This is a genomic window from Formosa algae (assembly GCF_001439665.1).
In the GTDB taxonomy this organism is placed as follows: Bacteria; Bacteroidota; Bacteroidia; order Flavobacteriales; family Flavobacteriaceae; genus Formosa; species Formosa algae.
The window spans coordinates 142,706-163,877 of record NZ_LMAK01000004.1 but is presented as its reverse complement, the minus strand read 5'-3'; the positions used below and the strand labels follow the sequence as shown (position 1 = coordinate 163,877).

The window sequence follows — 21,172 nt, the reverse complement described above, 5'->3', positions numbered from 1 at the left end:
TTTAGGTCTTAGAGTACTACTCCAGACCTAAACCTTTATGTTGTTTGGTAAGTAAGCTTACTTAAGCTCAACCTCAGCTCCTGCCTCTTCTAATGATGCTTTTAAAGCTTCTGCTTCGTCTTTAGAAATACCTTCTTTGATTGGACTTGGTGCGTCATCAACTAATCCTTTAGCTTCTTTTAAACCTAATCCAGTTAATTCTTTAACTAACTTTACTACAGCTAATTTAGAACCTCCAGCGGCTTTAAGAATAACATCAAATTCAGTTTTTTCTTCAGCAGCTTCACCTCCAGCTGGTCCAGCAGCAACAGCTACAGCAGCAGCAGCAGGCTCAATACCATACTCATCTTTTAATATAGTAGCTAACTCGTTTACTTCTTTAACTGTTAAGTTAACTAATTGTTCTGCGAAATCTTTTAAATCTGCCATTTTCTATCGTTTTAATAAATTTTTAATGTAATATATTTGTGTAATAATGCGTACTATTTAATACTATCCCTCTTTTTGAGATAATGTTTTTAAGATACCTGAAAGTTTCCCTCCACTTGATTGAAGTGCAGATACAACGTTCTTAGCAGGCGATTGTAATAATCCAATGATATCTCCAATCAACTCTTCACGTGATTTAATATCTACTAAGGCATCTAATTGGTCGTCTCCAATGTAAACAGCTTCTTCAATGAAAGCACCTTTTAATAAAGGCTTTTCTGATTTCTTTCTGAAAGCTTTAATTACTTTAGCTGGAGCGTTTCCAGTTTCAGAATACATCACTGAAGTGTTTCCTTTTAAAACCGTTGGTAAGTCTCCAAATTCACGATCTGAAGCTTCCATTGCTTTTTCAAGTAATGTATTTTTAACAATAGCTAATTTAATATTAGCTTTGAAACAAGCGCGACGTAAGTCTGATGTAGTCACTGCATTTAAACCTGAAATATCTGCTAGGTAGATATTTGCATTATCGGCTAATTGTGCAGTTAGTTCTTCAATTACTTGTGATTTTTCTTCTCTTGTCATAATAAAAGTTTTTAACTAATTAACCAATTTTAGGCTCAACAGCTATACTAGGACTCATTGTAGAAGACATGAAGATGCTTTTTACATAAGTTCCTTTTGCCGCAGTTGGCTTTAATTTCATTAATGTTTGTAATAATTCGTTTGCGTTACCTGCAATTTGATCTGCACTAAAAGATGCTTTTCCAATAGCTGCGTGTACAATACCAGTTTTATCAACTTTAAAGTCAATTTTACCAGCTTTTACTTCAGTTACTGCCTTTGCTATATCCATAGTTACTGTACCAGTTTTAGGGTTAGGCATTAATCCTCTAGGTCCTAATATACGTCCTAATGGTCCTAATTTACCCATTACACTTGGCATAGTGATAATTACATCTACGTCTGTCCAACCACTCTTGATTTTATCAAGAAATTCATCTAAACCTACGTAATCTGCTCCAGCTTCTTTAGCTTCTGCTTCTTTGTCTGGAGTAACTAATGCTAAAACTTTAACGTCTTTACCTGTACCATGAGGTAAAGATACTACACCTCTTACCATTTGGTTTGCTTTTCTAGGATCTACTCCTAAACGAACAGCGATGTCTACAGACGCGTCAAACTTTGCATTTGTTATGTCTTTTACTAATGAAGATGCTTCATTAACAGAATAAAGTTTTCCTTTTTCTATTTTTGCTAAAGCTTCTTTTTGCTTTTTTGTTAATCTTGCCATTTTAAATGTCTTTTTCTAGATTAATTTGGCGCGTTTCCAGTCACGGTTATACCCATAGACCTTGCGGTACCTGCGATCATTTTCATAGCTGATTCGATTGTAAATGCATTTAAATCTTGCATTTTATCTTCAGCAATAGTTTTAATTTGATCCCAAGAAACTTTAGCTACTTTTTTTCGGTTTGGCTCACCAGAACCCTTTTTCAACTTAGCTGCTTCTAATAATTGTACTGCAGCTGGTGGTGTCTTGATTACAAAATCAAATGATTTGTCTTTGTAAACAGAGATCACAACCGGTAATACCTTACCTTGTTTGTCTTGCGTTCTAGCATTGAATTGCTTACAGAACTCCATGATGTTAACACCTGCAGCTCCTAAAGCGGGTCCAACCGGTGGCGACGGATTCGCTGCACCTCCCCGAACTTGTAACTTAACTACTTTACCTAATTCTTTTGCCATTTCTATTAATTTAATTTTGATGTGCTTCTACTGTTGGAAGCGGTATGACACACCTTGTATACTTGTAACAGTTATTATACTTTCTCTACTTGCATATAATTTAACTCTAATGGTGTTTTTCTTCCAAAAATCTTTACCATTACTTCAAGCTTACGCTTTTCTTCGTTAATTTTTTCAATAGTACCATCAAACCCATTAAAAGGACCGTCTATTACTTTAACGGTTTCTCCAATATCGTAAGGAATTGCAACATTAGTTTCAGTATCCACTGTTAACTCATCTACCTTACCTAACATTCTGTTTACTTCAGATTGTCTTAATGGTACAGGATCACCTCCTTTGGTTTCACCTAAAAAACCAATAACGTTAGTTACCGATCTAATAATGTGAGGTACTTCTCCTGTTAAATTTGCTTGAACCATAATGTAACCAGGAAAATATACTTTTTCTTTTTGTATTTTTTTCCCGTTACGGATTTGAATTACTTTTTCTGTTGGAACTAGTACTTGATCTACATAATCTTGCAAGCCTAAACGAGTAATTTCATTCTCGATATACGCTTTAATTTTATTTTCTTGACCACTTACAGCTCTTACAACGTACCACTTTTTAGCATTTGTTTCAGACATAAAAATATATTTTTAGTTGATTAAATGAAAGTAATACGATATAGCCTTGCTGAATACTGTATCTACTCCCCATATTGCTAAAGAGAACACTGTAGAAAACACAGCAACCAAAATAGTTAAGCTTTGTGCTTCTGCCATAGTAGGCCAAGTTACATTATGCTTTAACTCTTCGAATGATTCTTTTACGTAATTTACAAATCCAGCCATTATTTTTCAAAACTTTATTAGCACGGGCGGAGAGACTCGAACTCCCGACACCTGGTTTTGGAGACCAGTGCTCTACCAACTGAGCTACGCCCGTATAAAAGTCAAGGTATTTCATAATTGAAACACCTCAACTTATATTGTATTAAACTTAAATTTAGTCTAAAATTTCAGTTACTTGTCCTGCACCTACAGTTCTACCTCCTTCACGGATAGCGAAACGTAAACCAACATTCATTGCGATTGCTTGGTGTAAGTCAACAGTAATTGTTAAGTTATCTCCTGGCATTACCATTTCAACTCCTTCAGGTAAGTTAATAGTTCCTGTTACATCAGTTGTACGTACGTAGAACTGTGGACGGTAGTTGTTGTGGAATGGAGTGTGACGACCACCTTCTTCTTTTTTCAAAACATAAACTTCTGCTTTGAATTTAGCGTGTGGTGTTACAGATCCTGGCTTAGTAATAACCATTCCTCTTTTAATATCTTCTTTTGCAATACCTCTTAATAAGATACCTGCGTTATCTCCAGCCTCACCTCTATCTAAGATTTGACGGAACATTTCGATACCTGTAATAGTAGAAGTTAACTTTTCAGCACCCATACCAATAATTTCAACAGGATCTCCAGTTTTCGCTACTCCAGTTTCGATACGTCCAGTTGCTACTGTACCACGACCTGTAATAGAAAATACATCTTCGATAGGCATTAAGAAATCTTTATCTACTTCTCTTAAAGGTTCTTTAATCCAAGTATCACAAGCTTCCATTAATTCCATGATTTTTTCAGACCATTTTGGCTCACCGTTTAATCCGCCTAAAGCAGATCCAGCAATTACAGGTCCGTTATCACCATCATAGTCATAAAAAGAAAGTAAATCTCTAACTTCCATTTCAACTAATTCTAATAATTCTTCATCATCAACTAAATCTACCTTATTCATAAAAACAACAATAGATGGAATACCTACTTGTTTTCCTAATAAGATATGCTCTCTAGTTTGAGGCATTGGTCCGTCAGTTGCAGCAACTACTAAAATTGCACCATCCATTTGAGCAGCACCAGTAACCATGTTCTTTACGTAATCCGCGTGACCTGGACAGTCAACGTGAGCGTAGTGACGGTTAGCTGTTTGATACTCTACGTGAGATGTATTAATAGTAATACCTCTTTCTTTTTCTTCTGGAGCGTTGTCAATCTGATCGAAGTTCTTTACTTCTGAAAGTCCTGCAGCAGCTAGTACAGTAGTAATAGCAGCAGTTAATGTTGTTTTACCGTGATCTACGTGTCCAATTGTACCTATATTTAAGTGTGGTTTGGAACGATCAAAAGTTGCCTTTGCCATGTTTTAAAATTTAATCTTAGTTATATAATAATATTAGTGTATTCTACTTTATGTCTTTAATAGAGCCAATGACGGGAATTGAACCCGTGACCTCTTCCTTACCAAGGAAACGCTCTACCCCTGAGCTACACCGGCTTAAAATTGAGCGAGAGACCGGGTTCGAACCGGCGACATTCAGCTTGGAAGGCTGACGCTCTACCAACTGAGCTACTCTCGCATTATTTTAATTCCTGTATTTATAATTATAATCACTTTCACAATGTTTCCATTCTAAAAATAATGTGGGGAGAGCAGGATTCGAACCTGCGAAGACGTAGTCAGCAGATTTACAGTCTGCCCTCGTTGGCCGCTTGAGTATCTCCCCAATTATAAATTTTTCACTCTTTAAAAGAACTTGAGCCGATGGAGGGACTCCCTTCGACTATGCTCAGGATAAACTTCTCGTCCCAGTTAAAATTGCATTTTCACTACACTTTCAACTTCCTGTTGCACTTTTCACTTTATTGAGCCGATGGAGGGACTCGAACCCACGACCTGCTGATTACAAATCAGCTGCTCTAGCCAGCTGAGCTACATCGGCTTTTTACACTTTTTTCTTTCACAAAAAAAGTCCGCTATTTCTAACGGACTGCAAATGTATATATTTATTCTTTTATTCAAAACATTTTTGCAAATATTTTTATTATAAATATGATTTTAATTTCTCTTTACGCTTTTTTAACTGTCTTTCTAGGGATGAAGCAGCACAATCTGCGCCTTCTTCAAAAGACTTGCATTGTTTCTTAACCATAAAACTATCGCCGGGAACACTTACTCTGGCTTCAAAAATTTTATTTTCCTTGTCGCTAGTGTTTTCTACTTTTAAATAAACATCGGAACTTATTACCTTATCGTAAAACTGGTCTAATTTATCCATTCGCTTTTGAACAAAATCTATCAATTTTTGGTCTGCGTTAAAATTAACTGATTGAATGTTTACTTTCATACTTATTAAATTTAATATTAAACAATAGGTCCTTTCGTACTATTTCTTATTTCTTGGATGCGTATTTAAATACACCTTTTTTAATTCTGCTATGCTATTATGCGTATAAACTTGAGTTGACGCGAGACTGGAATGCCCTAGAAGTTCTTTAACGGCATTCAAATCTGCACCTTGATTGAGTAAATGAGTTGCAAATGAATGCCTTAATATATGCGGGCTCTTTTTTACTTTTGTAGATGCTAAACTAAAATAGTTATTTATTATTCTGTAAACAAGTGTTTCATAAATTTTAACGCCTTTTTGGGTTAAAAACATATAGCCCGTATCTGTAATATGATTTAGGGATTTTCGCGCCTGTAAATACAATACAATCACCTCTATTACAGAAGGTAACAAAGGCACTAAACGCTCTTTATTACGCTTCCCCAATACTTTTAAGGTATGGTTAGAAAGATTGAAATCGGCCACTTGTAATTGTACAAGTTCAATACGCCGTATACCTGTTGAATAGAATAACTCTATAATTAATCTATTGCGTAAACCTTCAAAATCGTGTTCGTGGGGAAAATCGTCCAACACAGATTTCACTTCTTTTTCTGAAAACGGAATCTGAATGGTCTTTTTTGCTTTTAATGCTTTATGCTTGGCTAATGGATTCTGATCGAGATCTCCGACCTTCATTAAAAATTTGTAATATGAATTTAATGCTGATAATTTTCTGTTCACACTACGATTAGACAGACCACTTTCTACCAAACTCACAATCCATCTTCGTAGTTGTGGATAGTTTACATCAACTAAGGTGTCTTGCTCATACTCAGCAGTAATAAAGTCTAAACAATCTTGTAAATCTTTTTTATAGGCATTTACAGTTAAAGCCGAGTAGTTTTTCTCGAGCAGTAAATAGTCTAAAAAGGAAGAAAAAATCATAAGCTAGCATCTGTGTTATTGCTAATATAGTAAGTTTAAAATGAGAAATAGTTAAATAAAGCGCAAAAAAAATCCTGCTATTGCAGGATTTTCATGTATTACTTAATGTACAGATTAGATTTGTTCTTGATCTCTTAATCCTTGTACGTATTGTGCTTTTTGAACAAGCGCTCTATTATTCACTGAAGGTTTTAAAAACTGCTTACGAGACTGTAATTGACGTCTTGTACCTGTCTTATCAAACTTTCGTTTGTAACGCTTTAACGCTCTATCTATATTTTCTCCTTCTTTAATTGGTATTATTAACATAGTCCTTAACCTCCTCTCTTTTAGCATTCGGGCTGCAAAATTAAAAATTAATTTAAATTATCCTATTAAAAAAATAAAATATTTAAAAAGAAGCATTTAGTCCTTAAACAAGCCTGACCTTTTTGTTAAGTCTTGAATTAACTTTTCGTCTTCTTCACTCTCTAGAAGCGTATTATAATTATCCCAAAACTCTTTATTATAGGGCTTGATAGCAAATATATTTGGATCCCAGTCTTTTTGAAGTGCAGACTGCACCAATTCAGGGTCTAATATAATTTCTGTAAATAATATTTCTTGTTTTGTTTTATAAAACCGCTCGTCTTTGGCTCGTTGTGCAGCTACCGGATCGTCTGTATTAACAACCTTAGGGCCAACATTAACTAGTTTAGGTGTTTCGTAAGACACATAATTTGGATACATTTTACCATCGTATTCCATATATGTCATTACCAGTTTATGATTCACTTGGGTGTCGAACAATATTTTACTTCTATTTTTCTGAGCTTCTGAAGTTGCAATTAATTCATATTCAATTTTCTTTACTGCATAAGTGTCCCAATACACATACAACCATCCATTGGCAACATAACCATCGTTAAAAATACCAGGTGTTTCTAAATTCACATACTCCTTCCCTTCAGCGATTTTAATTTTATAAATTTTTCTTTCATTATCTACTAACACAGTATCTAATGCAAACTGATGATAATCTAAAACATGTTCACCAAATAATGCTCTTGCAGATGTTGTATTTCTAAGTAAATTCAATTTACCTCCAAACAAGTTTTTAAGTCCGTTAGTTCTCGTATCGTTCCACTTAATCGCTTTAATTAAAGATGCTGTTTGTATAGTATCTCTTTTTAAATTTTGTGCGCGAAGGTTTCTATTTCCGTTTTGCTTTAAGTAGGATGTGTATGCCAATAAACTATCTACATCGCGTAAGTCGTAACTTTTACGCATCTCGTCTACATTAATTTTTAAGTTTCTATAGGCTGGAGATTGTGCACTAGAATCGTAAAGCGTAATTGCGCTTTCAATAAGCCATTTAAACTCTTTTTTATTTTCCTCTTTATGGCGTAAAAATCCTTTTTCTAAATATGGTAATTCGGGAAGATTCTCTGGAAGTTTACTAATCATTTTTAGTACAATATCGTTTCCTGTTTTAGGACGCGGCTCGCCTACTAGTAACACTTCGTCTAGAGAGGCAACATCTTCTTCAAGATACACCTCTTCAGTGTTATCGAAATCTTTTACAACGGTTTTAAAACTCTTATATCCTATAGACGAGATAACCAGAGTATCGTTTTCCATGGCATTAGGCACCAATAACACGAACTTACCATCGGCATTACTTATTGTACCTGTTGTTGTATTCTGAATATAAATACTTGCACTTTCTATAGGCACCATAGTCGAGAAATCGACTATCTTATTTTTTAGTTCTGTTTGCGCGTATATCGAGGCGACAAACAGAAAAGCTAAAATGGTTAAACTATGTGTTTTGTTGATGACATTCATATGCAATACCTTATAATTTAACCATTAATATATTAATTTTTAAATTGTAATTAGTTATATATCTAATATACAAATCTCAAATTAACAAACCCGATTACGTTGCAGGCTTGTAATATTTTTTATCTAAAACCATTTTTGAAATGATTTCTTTAAGGATTTCTGAAGTTCCTCCTCCAATTGGTCCTAAACGGCTATCACGTAACAAACGTGCCAACGGGTAATCTTCCATATATCCATAACCACCTAAAAATTGAAGACATTGATAAATCACTTCATCTGCCATTTTAGTCGATTTTAATTTAGAAATCGTGGCTTCTTTTACGACGTATTCGCCTTTATTTAATTGATAGGTTACAGCGTAATTAAAGGTTTTACAAATCGTCATATCCGAATATAAATCGGCAAAACTATGACGTAACGCTTGGAATTTATCTATAGTTTTTCCAAAAGCCATACGCTCACTCATGTAATTTTGTGCATAGTCTAAAGCATATTCTGCTCTAGCATGTGCATTCACTCCCATAATTAAACGCTCTAAAGCGAAATGTTGCATAATGTATGGAAATCCTTTTCCTTCTTCACCCATTAACTGAGTTGCTGGAATAACCACATTATCAAAAGCAATCTCTGCAGTATCTGAAGCTCTCCAACCTAATTTATTTAACTTTGTTGCAGAAATTCCAGGAGTATTTCTATCGACTACAAAAATACTAATAGATTTATGCGCTTCTTCCTGGCTCGTTTTAGCAGATACCACTAAATAATCGCTATACACTCCATTTGTAATAAATGTTTTCGATCCGTTTAACACATAAGTATCGCCATCTTTTACAGCTGTTGTTCGCATACCTGCAACATCACTCCCTGCAGAAGGCTCACTTATACACAGACAACCAATTTTATCTCCTGTAATACTCGGAACCAAATAGTTTTGCTTTATGGTTTCATCGCCTTCTTTTTCAAGATGCGTCATCGCTAAATAGGCATGTGCCCACATTGCAGCTGCAAAACCACAAGAGTCTATTTTTTGTAATTCCTCTAAAAAGATTACTGTATAAAAAAGATCTAAATTTAATCCACCATAGGCCTCAGGATAATTAATTCCGAAATACCCCATGTCACCAAATTTTTTCCAAATAAAGCGTTCTATGGTTCCCGTTTCTTCCCATTTATTTATATGAGGAACAACTTCTTTTTTTAAAAAATCTTGAAGACTCTTTCTAAACAGTTCATGCTCCTCGGTGAAGTACATTGTATACATATAATAAGTTCTATTTTAATCCATGAATACAGGACTAATTGATCGCCAAATATAGTTTAATTATATCTAATTTCTGAGACGGAAAACCCTTTACTTTCAATAATTCATCTAAATCAGTGAAGCCTTCGTGCAATGTTCTGTAATCTAAAATTTCTTTAGCTAACGGATAATCAATATGTTGTATTTTTACTAAATCGTTAGCGTTCGCTGTATTTAAATCTACCTTAATTACCGTTCTTGGAGTCTTTACTGTAAATTTTGATTTAATATTTTCGATTACTTCTGGAGTTAACCCATAAACATCTTCTAACTGAACGTCTGCAATAAAACCGCCATCAAAAGAATTTCTGAATTTTATAATCCCAAGAGACCGTGTTTTTCCTATACCATAAACCGTTTGTAATTGTGCAGCGGTAGCTGTATTTAAATCTGTTTTCTCATTAAAAGTGAGTGTTCTATTTGAAGATTTTGAAGACGATTTTACCACATTGGATTTCTGATTCACCCATTCTGGGAATTTAAAAAAAGGTGATATTTGTTGAAGTAATGAATCTGAAACCCCAGTAACTTGTTGAAAATCTTTAGCAGAATTTACCCATTTATTTTGAGCACGATACGCATGTAAAAGATCTATTTCTTCATTCGTCATCCCCAAACTATAACCTTTAAAATCGGTTATATAATTGGGATTAAAAGGGAATAGTTTTGGTTTAGCACCTTCTAATTCTATGAGTTTAAGAGAATCTATCTTTTGTTGAAACCCCTCCAATTCGTCTGAAGGTAATGAAATCTCTTCAGAAGTATGATCCCAAAACAGATACACATATTGAAGAATAACGATAATTAAAAGCAATAAAAAAATCCCATATCGCTGTTGTTTAGTAAACATGATATGGGATTTAAATTTATTCATTTATTTTATATTACATATGCTCTGTATAATCTGTAGCACCTTCTTCTATAGCATCATCTTTCTTAGAGATAGCAGTCATATATCTATTTAATTCGCGTTTAACCACTGGCGTAAGCAATACCACACCAATAATGTTTGGCACTACCATTGCAAAGATCATGGCATCAGAGAAATCGATAACCGCACCTAAACTAATAGAAGCTCCTACTACTACGAAAAACAAGAATAATACTTTATACACTAAATCTGTAATTTTTCCTTTTCCGAAAAGGTAAACCCAACCTTGCATTCCATAATACGACCAAGAAATCATGGTAGAGAATGCGAATAAAATTACAGCAATCGTTAATACAATTGAAAAGTGAGGAATTACACTATCGAAAGCTGTAGCGGTTAATTCTACACCTTCAGAGATTGGCACTCCGTATTCCATAAATTGCCCATCAAAATTTGTAATGATAATTACTAAAGCAGTCATTGTACAAATTACAACGGTATCTACAAAAGGTTCTAATAAAGCTACAATACCTTCACTCGCAGGATAGATTGTACGTACTGCAGAATGCGCAATAGCAGCAGAACCTACACCAGCTTCATTAGAGAATGCCCCACGACGTACCCCTTGAATCATAACTCCTACTAAACCACCAGCAATTCCTAAACCAGAAAAAGCACCTTCGTATATTAAAGCAAAGGCATCTCCAATATGACTGTAATTAGCACCTAAAATAATTAAAGAGGCTAAAACATAAATACCAGCCATAAATGGTACAATTTTTTCTGTTACAGAAGCAATACGTTTAATACCTCCAATAATAACTACAGCTACAATAGCCGCCATAACTAATCCGAAGTATAAACCTCCGTTAGAGCCTTCAATACCTGCTAATTTCACAAACTGAGCAGCTGCTTGGTTGGCCTGAAACATGTTACCACCACCAAAAGAACCACCAATAACAAAAATGGCAAAAATAACAGCTAATACTTTTCCTAAGCCGCCAAACCCTTTTTCTTTAAGTCCTTTTTTCAAGTAGTACATCGGACCTCCGTAAACCGTTCCATCTTCACCTACATCACGGTATTTTACACCTAATGTACATTCTGCAAATTTAGAAGCCATTCCTAAAAGTCCTGCAATAATCATCCAGAAGGTTGCTCCTGGCCCACCAATAGATAAGGCAACAGCAACTCCGGCTATATTTCCTAAACCTACTGTAGCAGACAAGGCTGCAGTTAAAGCCTGAAAGTGCGAAACTTCTCCGTCTGCACTATCATCTCTTAAGGTTTCGATAATATTTTCGTCTTCATTAGGCGTTACGTCACCATATAAAGTATCTGCACCGTGCTTTTCAATATCGTGGTATTTATCTTGAACCACATCTAAAGCAATTCTAAAACCAGTAAAATTTATAAATTTAAAATATATAGTAAAGTAAACAGCTCCTCCTACTAATACAATTAACACCCAAGGTAATTGGAATGTATCTGTAAATGGTATTTCATAAAAAATCGCATCTACAAACCATCCTGTATATTCTTTAAAGATGACATCAATTTTTTCTGATGTAGTTTGTTGTGCGAAAGTTAATATGGGTAATAATAAGGTAGTAATTGATAGAAGATACTTCTTCATAATTGTTTTATGTTAGTTAATATTTTTGGGTGGGAACCCCAGTTAAGTGTTACAAGTTGCTAAAAAAAATTATTTTAAAAAAATATATTTTACTCAAAGAAACAAATCAAACTCTAAAGATCGAAAACAGAAGTACGTTTGGTATATAACATATCCTTTATTCTAATCCAAAAAGCTAAAAATAAATACAACGCAAATCCAAAACCAACTGTCACGAAAGTAAGATATATAAAAGATGTTCTTACCACTTTAGCTCTTAATCCAATACGATCTGCGATACGTTGACACACGTAAAAACCGCGTTTCTGAAAGTAAAGTAAAATCTTATAAAAAAATTTCATGTCGCAATATAGCTAAAATCGGTTTAAAATGGTATTTCCTATAGCACATTGCAAGCATTTTTTATAATTACAGTATTCGTTTTTTAACTGGATTAGTCCTTGAGTTTGCAAAGCGGATTTGGAAATTGGTTTTAAAGATTCGAACTTTTTAATGACCGTATTGTGCTCTGGATCTAACTCGTTTATTAACGCAATTAAATCTTCGGTATTTATCTGACTAGAAATTTTAGAATAACTAAATTTTATAGGTATAATTGTATTTATAATTAACAAATCAATAAAATTATTAGAAGTAGACTTTACTAAAAACTTTGAAGATTTCTGAAATGTATAATGCGTATTCCAATAACTTGAAGTAGTCACTTTAAACATATCGTAAAATTCCTGTTTGGTATTTGCTTCAATAATTTTTGAAAAAAAATTATTATTCTTCACATAAACTTGTGCCAATTGAGACAATCTTATGGTTGGAAAATTAGGTGGACGCAATCTAAAAAACTGAAGTGGTACCACGTGTTCCTGAATTAAACTAAATTTTTGCTTTAAAAACTGATAGTCTTTTTGAAGCGTTTTATAATACTCGTCTTCTACATTTGTTTCCAACAAACCACTTTGTCCAAACAGTAATGCTTCTAGCTCTTGTTCTTTGTTCTGAATTTTTCTAATAATTTTAAAATCTATAGCGTTTGCTAGACTAAAAAAAGCATCGGCATTTACCTTTAAACCAAAATTTTTAGCGAGTAATTTAAAAAGCACCGCTTCCCAATCGTTTTTAGACGTAGATAAAAGCTCCTGAATAGCGTTCGATTTACGTTCTAAACGTTCAAAAAATAAACGTTCTAGCCAATTCTGAAGTACAAAATCATCTACCGAAGCAAAATCTTGTTCACAATTGATCCATTTTTGTGACTTTGAAAACAATTGATGATACCCGTGTAATGCCGTTTTGGCGACCTGATCTTGTAATATTAACGTTGGAATGACTGAATTGTCTTTTCTAAAGATATCTATATCGTGTTCCCAAACCACATGAAGAATAACATTATCGTAAGCGGGATCTATTTCGTGATGATGCACATACCAATCTGAAGACTTTATATGAATCTCTACATTCCCAGCCCATAACTGATCTTCTATTTTAAGTTGCGCATTAAAAAAATCTGGACCAGAGTTAAGGTTATGCTCCCCAACTTGAAGCAGCTGTATAGACTCACCAAGAACGGTTCGTAACTTACTCGTATCGAACTTTTTATATTTCCACAAATAATGTAAAAAATCTTCTTGCATAGCTAAAGATAGAATTCCGTTGCAAAATCTCCAAATTTCTCTTACTAATTATATTAAGACCGTTGAAGTTATTAAATTTGTAAAAAAAACTTTAATATGAACGAATTAACGCTAACGACTCCAGCCCTATTATTTTCCGCAATATCTTTAATTATGTTAGCCTACACCAATCGCTTTTTAGCTTATGCTGCTGTTGTACGCGATTTGCATGCAAAGTATTTAGAAAAACGAGACGAACGTTATATTAAACAAATAAAGAATATAAAAAAACGCCTTTATTTAACGCGTTCTATGCAAATTGCAGGGATTTCTAGTTTGCTACTTTGCGTTCTGACTATGTTTTTAATTTACATTAATCAGCAATTTATAGCCATTTGGGTATTTGGATTCGCCTTAATTTTATTAATTATATCGTTAGCATTACTTATTATGGAAATACAGATTTCTGTAAAAGCCCTAGAACACCATATTAGTGATATTGAGAATAGTTAATTCCATAAAACACCAATTTTATTAAAACCGATATTTTACATTTAGAAGTACATACAAAGGTAAAATATCAATACGCGTTTCATTTCTTTGAAATTCTGAAACATAAACATTCTGAAACGCCTTAACATTTAATAGATTATTAGCAGACAAACGATATGACCACCGACTATTTTCTGGCGTATAATTCACATTGAAATTAGAGAACCAATAGGTGTTATGATTAATTGAATAGTAGATATTCTCGAATTTACATAACCATACATCTGAAAATCTTAAAGTAGCATCTACATTGCTTTCGTAATAATGATTTGTAGTTATTTGTGAATCGAATTCACCTTTAGCATAATTATATTGGAATCCGAATTTAAAATTGATTGGTAATTTAAAATAGGTTGTCCCTTGTAACCTATAGTTCGCAGAATAATTAATAGTTGGACTTATTATAGTATTAATAATAATTGGAGTATTTGTCCAATTGTGATTTGTACTTATTTTTAAAGTACTGGAAAGCGGCGAAAGATATTTTGTTATGCTTAAATTATAATTTGTAAATCTTCCTCCATCTATAACCGTATAGGTACTAAAATTACTTTGTTCTGTAACCTGACTGTTTAAACCATATCCCCTATCAGAAAAACTATGCATAACCATTGAATTAATTAAAAACTGTTTTTTATAATTATTAAACGTGTAATAAAATCCAAAATTATGGTTGTTTATTTGCTGAATTTCAGCTGTACCTTTAGTAAATGTTCTGTAGTTTTTTAATATATAATCTTCGGTTAAATATCTGGAATTTGGCAAATCACTTTTATAATTATAACTCACTCCAAAATTTCCGATTTTTGTTTTTTTAGTGTGTAACCTAATTTTCGGGTTTACAAAAAAGAATTGTTGTTTAGCAGTATTCAGCTCTAAATAATTTTGAGAAAACCGTAATGAGCTACTCAACTTTAACAGCTTAGAAATGGTATAATTATATTTTAAAGTAGCTTCAAATTTTGTATTTCTATAGCTTGTATTATTACTTAAACTATCTATTATAGGCGCATTATCAAACCTAAATGCGCTTTCAATATCATCTTTATCTACAGTTGCAGAAAACTCAACGCCATATTCAGACGCATTATGCTTTGCAATTATTTCAGAAATTAAACCATAGTATGTTAAAGGTGTTTCGCTTTTTTGATTGATTTGAGTATTATCATCATTATTAAAAACATCACTCAAAACATTTGGAAAAACACTTAAGGATTGATTTGTTTTATTGATGCCCAAATACCCATAGGTTAACCATAATATTTGGTCAGATAATTTTTTAGTGACATTTAAATGATTGAACAGATTATACTTTTCATCATCCTGAACTTGAGAAATCCGTTCTGTATTAAACAATACATGATTTCTAGTTTGTGTTGGGTTATTTTCAAAAGCGAAATCGTACGTATAATACGTTTCATTTTTAGAGAAATGCTTCAATTCTAATTCTGTCGCAAAAGATATATCTTTAATCTTAATATTATTTTGTTCTGAAAATGTAATAGATTCTGGTGAAATGAAATATTCGGTAAGATTTAAATTTTGTTTTTCTATTTCATCAAATGTAAAATAGGTATGACTCCTTAATTTTGTGTGATCTGATAAACTGGTAACAAAACTAAGTGAATTTAAAAACGAGGTATTAAACACATCTGCATTGTTAGAGAAGTTCGTACTAGACACATTATCTACTTTTACAATTTCAGTATTCCGCTTTTCTATTTTTTTATCTATGTTGGCACTAGATATATTAATAGTTTCGCTAGGTTTAACTTGAGAGGTTGCTGTAGTACCAATAGTATTACCATTAATTAAATTAAGAACTTTAACTTTCTTTTTAAGTAATCCTATATTTGCACTACTATTAAAATGATTTTCAACACCAAATCCCACATCTACATTTCCAAACCATACGTTTTTCTTCTCCGCTTTTAACTTTAGGTTGAGTGCGACTTTTTCAGAATCTTGAAAACTTTTTAGAACCGGATTATCTTCAAAATTATTAAGAACCTCCACTTCATTGATAACATTGGCATCTAAGTTTTTAGTAAGTAACTTATATTTATCATCAAACAAATCATCACCCTCAATAAGTAATTTATCAATATTTTTACCATTTACTTTTATATTCCCATCTGATGCAATTTCAATTCCGGGAATGTTTTTGAGTAAATCTTCTAGAACTTGTTCCGAACCATCTTGGAACGCTGAAACTTTATAAATAATGGTATCTGTTTTTACGGAAATTTTCTCCCAAGCCTCTAAAACCACTTCGTTAAGGTCTTCTAATTTCTCTTTTAAAATAAAATCGACTTTAAATTCGGTATCCTTCCCTAATCCAATTGTTTTTTCTTGTTGCTCGAATCCTAAACCGTTTGCAACTAGTTTTAATGTTTTAGATTCTGATTTTTTTAAATCAAATTCTGTTTGGTATATTCCAATATCATTAGAATACCCAAAAGCAACAATAGTATTATTAAGGTATATAATCACTGATGTATTGGGTATAACTACGTTTTTAGTAGACCTTAAAACACCTTGAACTTTTATAGTTTGCGCTGTTACATGGCTACCCCAAATTGTTAGAAATAATAATACCAAAAATTTACCCATTTAGGTTTTGGTTTTAGTTTTCATCAAACACCTCTATATAAGAATCTGCCATTGTTTTTTCTTCTGCGTTTTCTTCTGCATCGAAGTCTTCCATAAACATCCTACCATTTTCAATTGCTCTGTTATGAGCTTCAATTAATCCCTGTTTGTACTCTGCAAATGATATCCAATCTTTTTGTTCTGTTTTCGGATCTGGGGCTTGTATGCTGGTTTTGGTATCCAGCGGATATTTAATAGACTTAAAATAAAAATAGACTTCTTTGTTTGTGTCGTAAGCTTCCAAAATTAAACCTGGCAAACCTTGAAGTTTCCATGGTCCGTAAGGCAGTGGAATTTCAGTTGTAAACCACGCCGTATACGCTCTACCTCGAAACGCAGCCGTAGCTTTTATACAATTAAAATTACCTATGGTTTTCGTGTCATCAGAGATTTTCCAATGAATTTCTGGAATTTGTTCTTTAACATAGACAAGCCCCAAATCTCTAGACATTAGGGTTTGTGTCTTACGATCTGTATAATATTGAAACCCTTCGGGCAAGCTAAATTTTTGTTTAACGAACACTTTATTTTTATTCTTACGGATAGTTTCTGTTTTATTTACAGATCCGCCTTCTAAAGCATCTTGCGCAAATATATATAGCGAACAGGTTGTATTAAATTGTAACGCCGCATTATAATCTATCCCTATAGGCCCTCCCATCCCCATACTTTGCTTGTGCCCATAAGTTACTAGTCCATTTTGGGATATACTATTTGAACCCCATAAGACAGTTAATATTAAAAATAAATGTTTCATACTATTTAAACGTTTGAAGATATATGCAAAACACTACACTAAGTCTCTTTACAACCTAAGATTTTACTTACAATCGTTTAAATTTAAATAAATAGTGTATTCATTTTTGTTAAAGAAATGTGAGTTTTACGGAAAAAAGAAGTAATTATAATTTTGCTTTACGGGAAAACCGCAATAGACTTTATAAAGCTCTTAGAAACCTAAGGCTTTGAAAATTTAAAAATGAATAGTATTACACTGAAAACCTACTCGAAACGCATCGCTTTTACCGGAGATATTTTGGTAATTATGTAAGATGGTACTAAAAGCATCACTAAACACAATACAAATGTCCCAATATTTAACGCGATAATATAATTAAGATTTATGTAGACGGGAGCTTCGGTAACATAATAAATACTCGGGTCTAACGGAAAGAGTTTCAAATATTTCTGAGCAAACAACAATCCAAGTCCGATAACATTCCCCCAAAACAATCCAAGTATAATTAAATAAGAGGCGTTAAATAAGAACAGTTTTCTAACACTCCAATTATTACTTCCTAGAGCTTTTAGAACGCCAATCATTTGTGTACGTTCTAAAATAAGTACTAATAAGGCAGTAATCATATTAATTCCTGCAACTAGAATCATAATACCGATAATGGCATAGATATTATTATCGAAAATTTTAATCCACTCGAAAATGGAGTAAAATTTATCAACTATAGTTTGTGTATTTAATGTAGGTGGTGTGTTTTTATAAACTTCGGTTCCAATTTCCTGAACGCGATCAAAATCATCTATAAACACTTCAAAATCGCCAACTTGTGTGGCTTCCCATTTATTTAATCGCTGTATGTGTCTAATATCTCCAATAATATAAGACGCATCAAACTCTTGAAAACCGGAATTATAAATCCCAACTATAGAATATGTAATTATACTTGGGGGTTTATTGGTATCGTCTTTAATGAAATAGGTATTGAATTTATCGCCTAATTTAAATCCCATTTTATTAGCAATAAACTGCGACATTAAAACATCCTCATTTCTGTCTTGTGTAAAATCTGGTAAGCGTCCTTCTATTAAAAAGTCTTTAAAGTATCTCCAAGTAAAATCTTTACCTACACCTTTTACAACCACACCTTCAAAATCTGTAGCGGTTCTTATCACTCCAAATTTTGTTGCCACAGCTTGTATATGGTTAATCCCATCTATGTCTTTAAATTCTGGATAAAAATCTTGTTGTGTAGAAATTGGCACAACACTTTCTTGAGAATTATTCCCATCAAAATTAGAAATAGTTATGTGCCCATTAAAAGCAACAACTTTATCGCGAATCTTTTGCTGCAAGCCAATTCCCGTTGCAATGGCAATCATCATGACCACAATTCCAATTGCAATTGCCGCGATTCCAATTTTTATTATTGGTGCCGAAACACTACTTTTATAGGCTTTACTGCCTATTATGCGTTTAGCTAAAAAAAATTCGTAATTCAAATTATTGGTATGCATTTAAATGTCCTCAAAAATACAGTTTTATTATTGGTTTTCATCATGATTTCTTTTGGTTGTCGCGCAATGTCGTCTCCTAAAAATTTAAATGAAGCCCATGTTGTTCTAAAAAATGACAGCACTATTATTGTTGGAGCTAACAGAACCGACGTATATCTGCCACTTTTAGAAGGAAAAAAAATAGGTGTTGTGGCCAATCAGACTTCGGTTATATTTAAAACTGACAACACTTTTAGCCATTTGGTAGACTCTTTATTGCAATTGAATGTAGAGGTCACTAAAGTATTTTCGCCTGAACACGGTTTCCGTGGCACTGCAGATGCGGGAGAAGTGGTTAAAGACGGCATAGATACCAAAACAAAGTTACCTATAGTTTCGCTTTACGGGTCTAACAAAAAACCAACAACAGATCAGCTTAAAAACATAGAGCTTTTAATTTTCGATATTCAAGATGTTGGCGCACGATTTTACACTTACATTTCGACCTTGCACTATATTATGGAAGCCGCTGCAGAACATGGTATTCCTGTTCTTATTTTAGACAGACCAAATCCAAACGGACATTATATTGATGGTCCAATTTTAGAAATGGAACACAAAAGCTTTGTGGGTATGCATCCTGTACCTATTGTTCATGGTATGACCATTGGAGAATACGCACAAATGATAAACGGACAAAATTGGTTATTAAACGGCGTACAGTGCGATTTAACCATCATTGAAATGGAGCATTATACCCACGATACCTTTTATGAGTTACCAATAAAACCATCGCCTAATTTACCAAACAGTCAATCAATAAATTTGTATCCAAGTTTATGTTTTTTTGAAGGTACAAATGTAAATGCGGGGCGTGGAACAGACACACAATTTCAGGTGTATGGATCGCCTTTTTTAAAAGACCAACCTTTTAGTTATACACCAAAACCAAATTCAGGATCAAAGCATCCTAAGCACGAAGGCAAGGTGTGTTACGGCGTAGATTTAACCGAAGAAAAACAATTACATCAGCTTAATTTAGCTTATTTAATGAAAGCGTATCAAGCGACAGAAAACAAAACAGAATTCTTTAATTCTTTTTTTACCAAGCTAGCAGGATCTAAAAAACTTCAGAAACAAATTGAAGGCAATTTAAGTGTTACCGAAATTAAACAATCTTGGAAAACAGGTTTAGATGCCTATAAGAAAATGCGCAAGAAATATATATTGTATAATTAATTTTAATACTGAATTAAAACATAGTGCATCTTCATAAGTGACTACCTGACTTATTCGTGCTGTAGATTCGAATAGTTCACCCCACTTAATTATACTGTGAAGACATTAAACTCTGCATTTTTTTCTTATCCCATAACAAAACCTTCGGCTCCCAAATAGCCATATTAACTTGATCTTGTAAGAGTGTATAAGCCGCTAAATATAAAAAAGAACGTAAATTAACATTTGCTTTTTCGACTTCAGATGTTTTAATTTTATTCAGTTTTCTAAGTGCTTTTTTAGGTTCTTTTAGAAGTATATATTTTTGAATGTCTAATAACTCAAGACGCTGATTTAACGTTTCCTTATTGTCTAAGGTTTCTTCTTTAAAAAAATCGGAAGCTTCGTCTAAATAAATTAAAGCTAAATCTACAAGTTCGGGACGAATACTATTTGAAGAGAAATAGGCAAAATCCATATATTTTGATGCCAAATAAACCGATGAGTAAAAATCGTTATCGTCTTTATAATTTTGTATTTCAGATTTTAAAAAAGACGTATCTATACTATACTTATAAATAAACTCAGAGAGGTTTAAAATATAATCCCCGTTAGACAGGTTTAAGATGTTACCATTAGCATCCATTATCTTTAAACTGTCATCGTTAAATGTATTGATATATTTTGCAGACCTCTTATTTTTTATTTTTTCAAAAAGACTAGAATAGTTATCCTCACTAAGTATAACTGGAACAAAATGCTCCCACATTAAGCTATCTAAAACGGGTTTAGAAAACATATTTTCTATAAATACTTCCTGTTTCTCAACATTGTTTACCGTCGCAGCAACACCGTTATAATAGGTATCTTCCCAAACCACAACTAACATTTTATTTTGTGCCAGAGCAAGCCGTTCTGCAACCTCTAAATTAGTCATCCACTCTTGCGCAGAACTCAAGGTAAACGTTAGGCACAATATTATACATGTTAGAAACTTATTCAT

At 33.1% G+C, this 21,172-nt stretch carries 22 protein-coding genes and 5 tRNA genes; 2 read left to right on the top strand and 25 right to left on the bottom strand.

What is annotated here, in order from left to right; genetic code table 11:
- Positions 1-57: 57 nt before the first annotated feature.
- The 21 genes from rplL to AST99_RS01175 all read right to left on the bottom strand — a co-directional run bounded on the left by rplL (position 58) and on the right by AST99_RS01175 (position 13,536).
- Positions 58-429 (bottom strand): 50S ribosomal protein L7/L12, encoded by a 372-nt coding sequence (gene rplL, locus AST99_RS01275; RefSeq protein WP_057778307.1) that lies wholly within the window; start codon positions 427-429, stop codon positions 58-60.
- 63 nt (positions 430-492) lie between these two features.
- Positions 493-1,014, bottom strand: a complete 522-nt coding sequence (gene rplJ, locus AST99_RS01270) for a 50S ribosomal protein L10 (RefSeq protein ID WP_057778305.1) — start codon at positions 1,012-1,014, stop codon at positions 493-495.
- A gap of 19 nt (positions 1,015-1,033) precedes the next feature.
- Entirely contained in the window at positions 1,034-1,723 is a 690-nt protein-coding gene (rplA, locus tag AST99_RS01265; RefSeq protein ID WP_057778303.1) for a 50S ribosomal protein L1, read from the bottom strand.
- A gap of 20 nt (positions 1,724-1,743) precedes the next feature.
- Positions 1,744-2,181 (bottom strand): 50S ribosomal protein L11, encoded by a 438-nt coding sequence (gene rplK, locus AST99_RS01260; RefSeq protein ID WP_057778301.1) that lies wholly within the window; start codon positions 2,179-2,181, stop codon positions 1,744-1,746.
- 74 nt (positions 2,182-2,255) lie between these two features.
- A complete protein-coding gene (nusG, locus tag AST99_RS01255; RefSeq protein ID WP_057778299.1) occupies positions 2,256-2,810 on the bottom strand; it encodes a transcription termination/antitermination protein NusG in 555 nt (184 codons plus the stop codon).
- A gap of 12 nt (positions 2,811-2,822) precedes the next feature.
- Positions 2,823-3,017, bottom strand: a complete 195-nt coding sequence (gene secE, locus AST99_RS01250) for a preprotein translocase subunit SecE (protein WP_057778298.1) — start codon at positions 3,015-3,017, stop codon at positions 2,823-2,825.
- Positions 3,018-3,038: 21 nt separating this feature from the next.
- A tRNA-Trp gene (locus AST99_RS01245) sits at positions 3,039-3,111 on the bottom strand.
- 60 nt (positions 3,112-3,171) lie between these two features.
- Positions 3,172-4,359, bottom strand: a complete 1,188-nt coding sequence (gene tuf, locus AST99_RS01240; RefSeq protein WP_057778296.1) for an elongation factor Tu — start codon at positions 4,357-4,359, stop codon at positions 3,172-3,174.
- A 63-nt stretch (positions 4,360-4,422) separates the two neighbouring features.
- Positions 4,423-4,494, bottom strand: a tRNA-Thr gene (locus tag AST99_RS01235).
- A gap of 9 nt (positions 4,495-4,503) precedes the next feature.
- Positions 4,504-4,576, bottom strand: a tRNA-Gly gene (locus AST99_RS01230).
- A 65-nt stretch (positions 4,577-4,641) separates the two neighbouring features.
- Positions 4,642-4,723, bottom strand: a tRNA-Tyr gene (locus tag AST99_RS01225).
- Between the two features lie 142 nt (positions 4,724-4,865).
- Positions 4,866-4,939: transfer RNA gene (locus AST99_RS01220), tRNA-Thr, on the bottom strand.
- Positions 4,940-5,041: 102 nt separating this feature from the next.
- Complete coding sequence (gene hpf / locus AST99_RS01215) at positions 5,042-5,344, bottom strand: ribosome hibernation-promoting factor, HPF/YfiA family (protein ID WP_057778294.1); 303 nt, start codon at positions 5,342-5,344, stop codon at positions 5,042-5,044.
- A gap of 39 nt (positions 5,345-5,383) precedes the next feature.
- Positions 5,384-6,274, bottom strand: a complete 891-nt coding sequence (locus AST99_RS01210; protein ID WP_057778292.1) for a tyrosine-type recombinase/integrase — start codon at positions 6,272-6,274, stop codon at positions 5,384-5,386.
- A 114-nt stretch (positions 6,275-6,388) separates the two neighbouring features.
- On the bottom strand, positions 6,389-6,583 hold the full coding sequence (rpsU, locus tag AST99_RS01205; protein ID WP_057778289.1) for a 30S ribosomal protein S21: 195 nt from the start codon (positions 6,581-6,583) through the stop codon (positions 6,389-6,391).
- Between the two features lie 96 nt (positions 6,584-6,679).
- Positions 6,680-8,101: a carboxypeptidase-like regulatory domain-containing protein gene (locus tag AST99_RS01200; protein WP_057778288.1), complete on the bottom strand. Its 1,422-nt coding sequence runs from the start codon at positions 8,099-8,101 to the stop codon at positions 6,680-6,682.
- Positions 8,102-8,195: 94 nt separating this feature from the next.
- On the bottom strand, positions 8,196-9,362 hold the full coding sequence (locus AST99_RS01195) for an acyl-CoA dehydrogenase family protein (RefSeq protein WP_057778286.1): 1,167 nt from the start codon (positions 9,360-9,362) through the stop codon (positions 8,196-8,198).
- Between the two features lie 34 nt (positions 9,363-9,396).
- Positions 9,397-10,251, bottom strand: coding sequence for a ComEA family DNA-binding protein (locus AST99_RS01190; RefSeq protein ID WP_232301561.1), 855 nt, complete (start codon positions 10,249-10,251; stop codon positions 9,397-9,399).
- Between the two features lie 34 nt (positions 10,252-10,285).
- Positions 10,286-11,908 carry an alanine/glycine:cation symporter family protein gene (locus AST99_RS01185; RefSeq protein WP_057778282.1) on the bottom strand — a complete coding sequence of 541 codons (1,623 nt, stop codon included), beginning with the start codon at positions 11,906-11,908 and terminating at the stop codon, positions 10,286-10,288.
- Positions 11,909-12,021: 113 nt separating this feature from the next.
- The gene (locus AST99_RS01180) at positions 12,022-12,249 is read right to left on the bottom strand and encodes a PspC domain-containing protein (protein ID WP_057778280.1); all 228 of its coding nucleotides are present in this window, start codon (positions 12,247-12,249) and stop codon (positions 12,022-12,024) included.
- 12 nt (positions 12,250-12,261) lie between these two features.
- Positions 12,262-13,536: a DUF2851 family protein gene (locus AST99_RS01175; RefSeq protein WP_057778278.1), complete on the bottom strand. Its 1,275-nt coding sequence runs from the start codon at positions 13,534-13,536 to the stop codon at positions 12,262-12,264.
- A 96-nt stretch (positions 13,537-13,632) separates the two neighbouring features.
- Here AST99_RS01175 and AST99_RS01170 point away from each other — a divergent pair, with 96 nt between their 5' ends.
- Entirely contained in the window at positions 13,633-14,028 is a 396-nt protein-coding gene (locus tag AST99_RS01170; RefSeq protein WP_057778276.1) for a DUF2721 domain-containing protein, read from the top strand.
- A 21-nt stretch (positions 14,029-14,049) separates the two neighbouring features.
- On the opposite strand, the gene AST99_RS01165 is transcribed toward AST99_RS01170, so the two are convergent.
- The 3 genes from AST99_RS01165 to AST99_RS01155 form a co-directional block, all read right to left on the bottom strand.
- Positions 14,050-16,680, bottom strand: coding sequence for a hypothetical protein (locus AST99_RS01165; RefSeq protein WP_057778275.1), 2,631 nt, complete (start codon positions 16,678-16,680; stop codon positions 14,050-14,052).
- Positions 16,681-16,693: 13 nt separating this feature from the next.
- Complete coding sequence (locus tag AST99_RS01160) at positions 16,694-17,476, bottom strand: GLPGLI family protein (protein ID WP_057778272.1); 783 nt, start codon at positions 17,474-17,476, stop codon at positions 16,694-16,696.
- Between the two features lie 245 nt (positions 17,477-17,721).
- Positions 17,722-18,957: an ABC transporter permease gene (locus AST99_RS01155; protein WP_057778367.1), complete on the bottom strand. Its 1,236-nt coding sequence runs from the start codon at positions 18,955-18,957 to the stop codon at positions 17,722-17,724.
- Between the two features lie 9 nt (positions 18,958-18,966).
- Here AST99_RS01155 and AST99_RS01150 point away from each other — a divergent pair, with 9 nt between their 5' ends.
- On the top strand, positions 18,967-20,190 hold the full coding sequence (locus tag AST99_RS01150) for an exo-beta-N-acetylmuramidase NamZ family protein (RefSeq protein WP_057778270.1): 1,224 nt from the start codon (positions 18,967-18,969) through the stop codon (positions 20,188-20,190).
- Positions 20,191-20,275: 85 nt separating this feature from the next.
- Here the strand turns inward: AST99_RS01150 and AST99_RS01145 are convergent, their stop codons facing one another.
- Positions 20,276-21,172 (bottom strand): hypothetical protein, encoded by an 897-nt coding sequence (locus tag AST99_RS01145; protein ID WP_157486272.1) that lies wholly within the window; start codon positions 21,170-21,172, stop codon positions 20,276-20,278.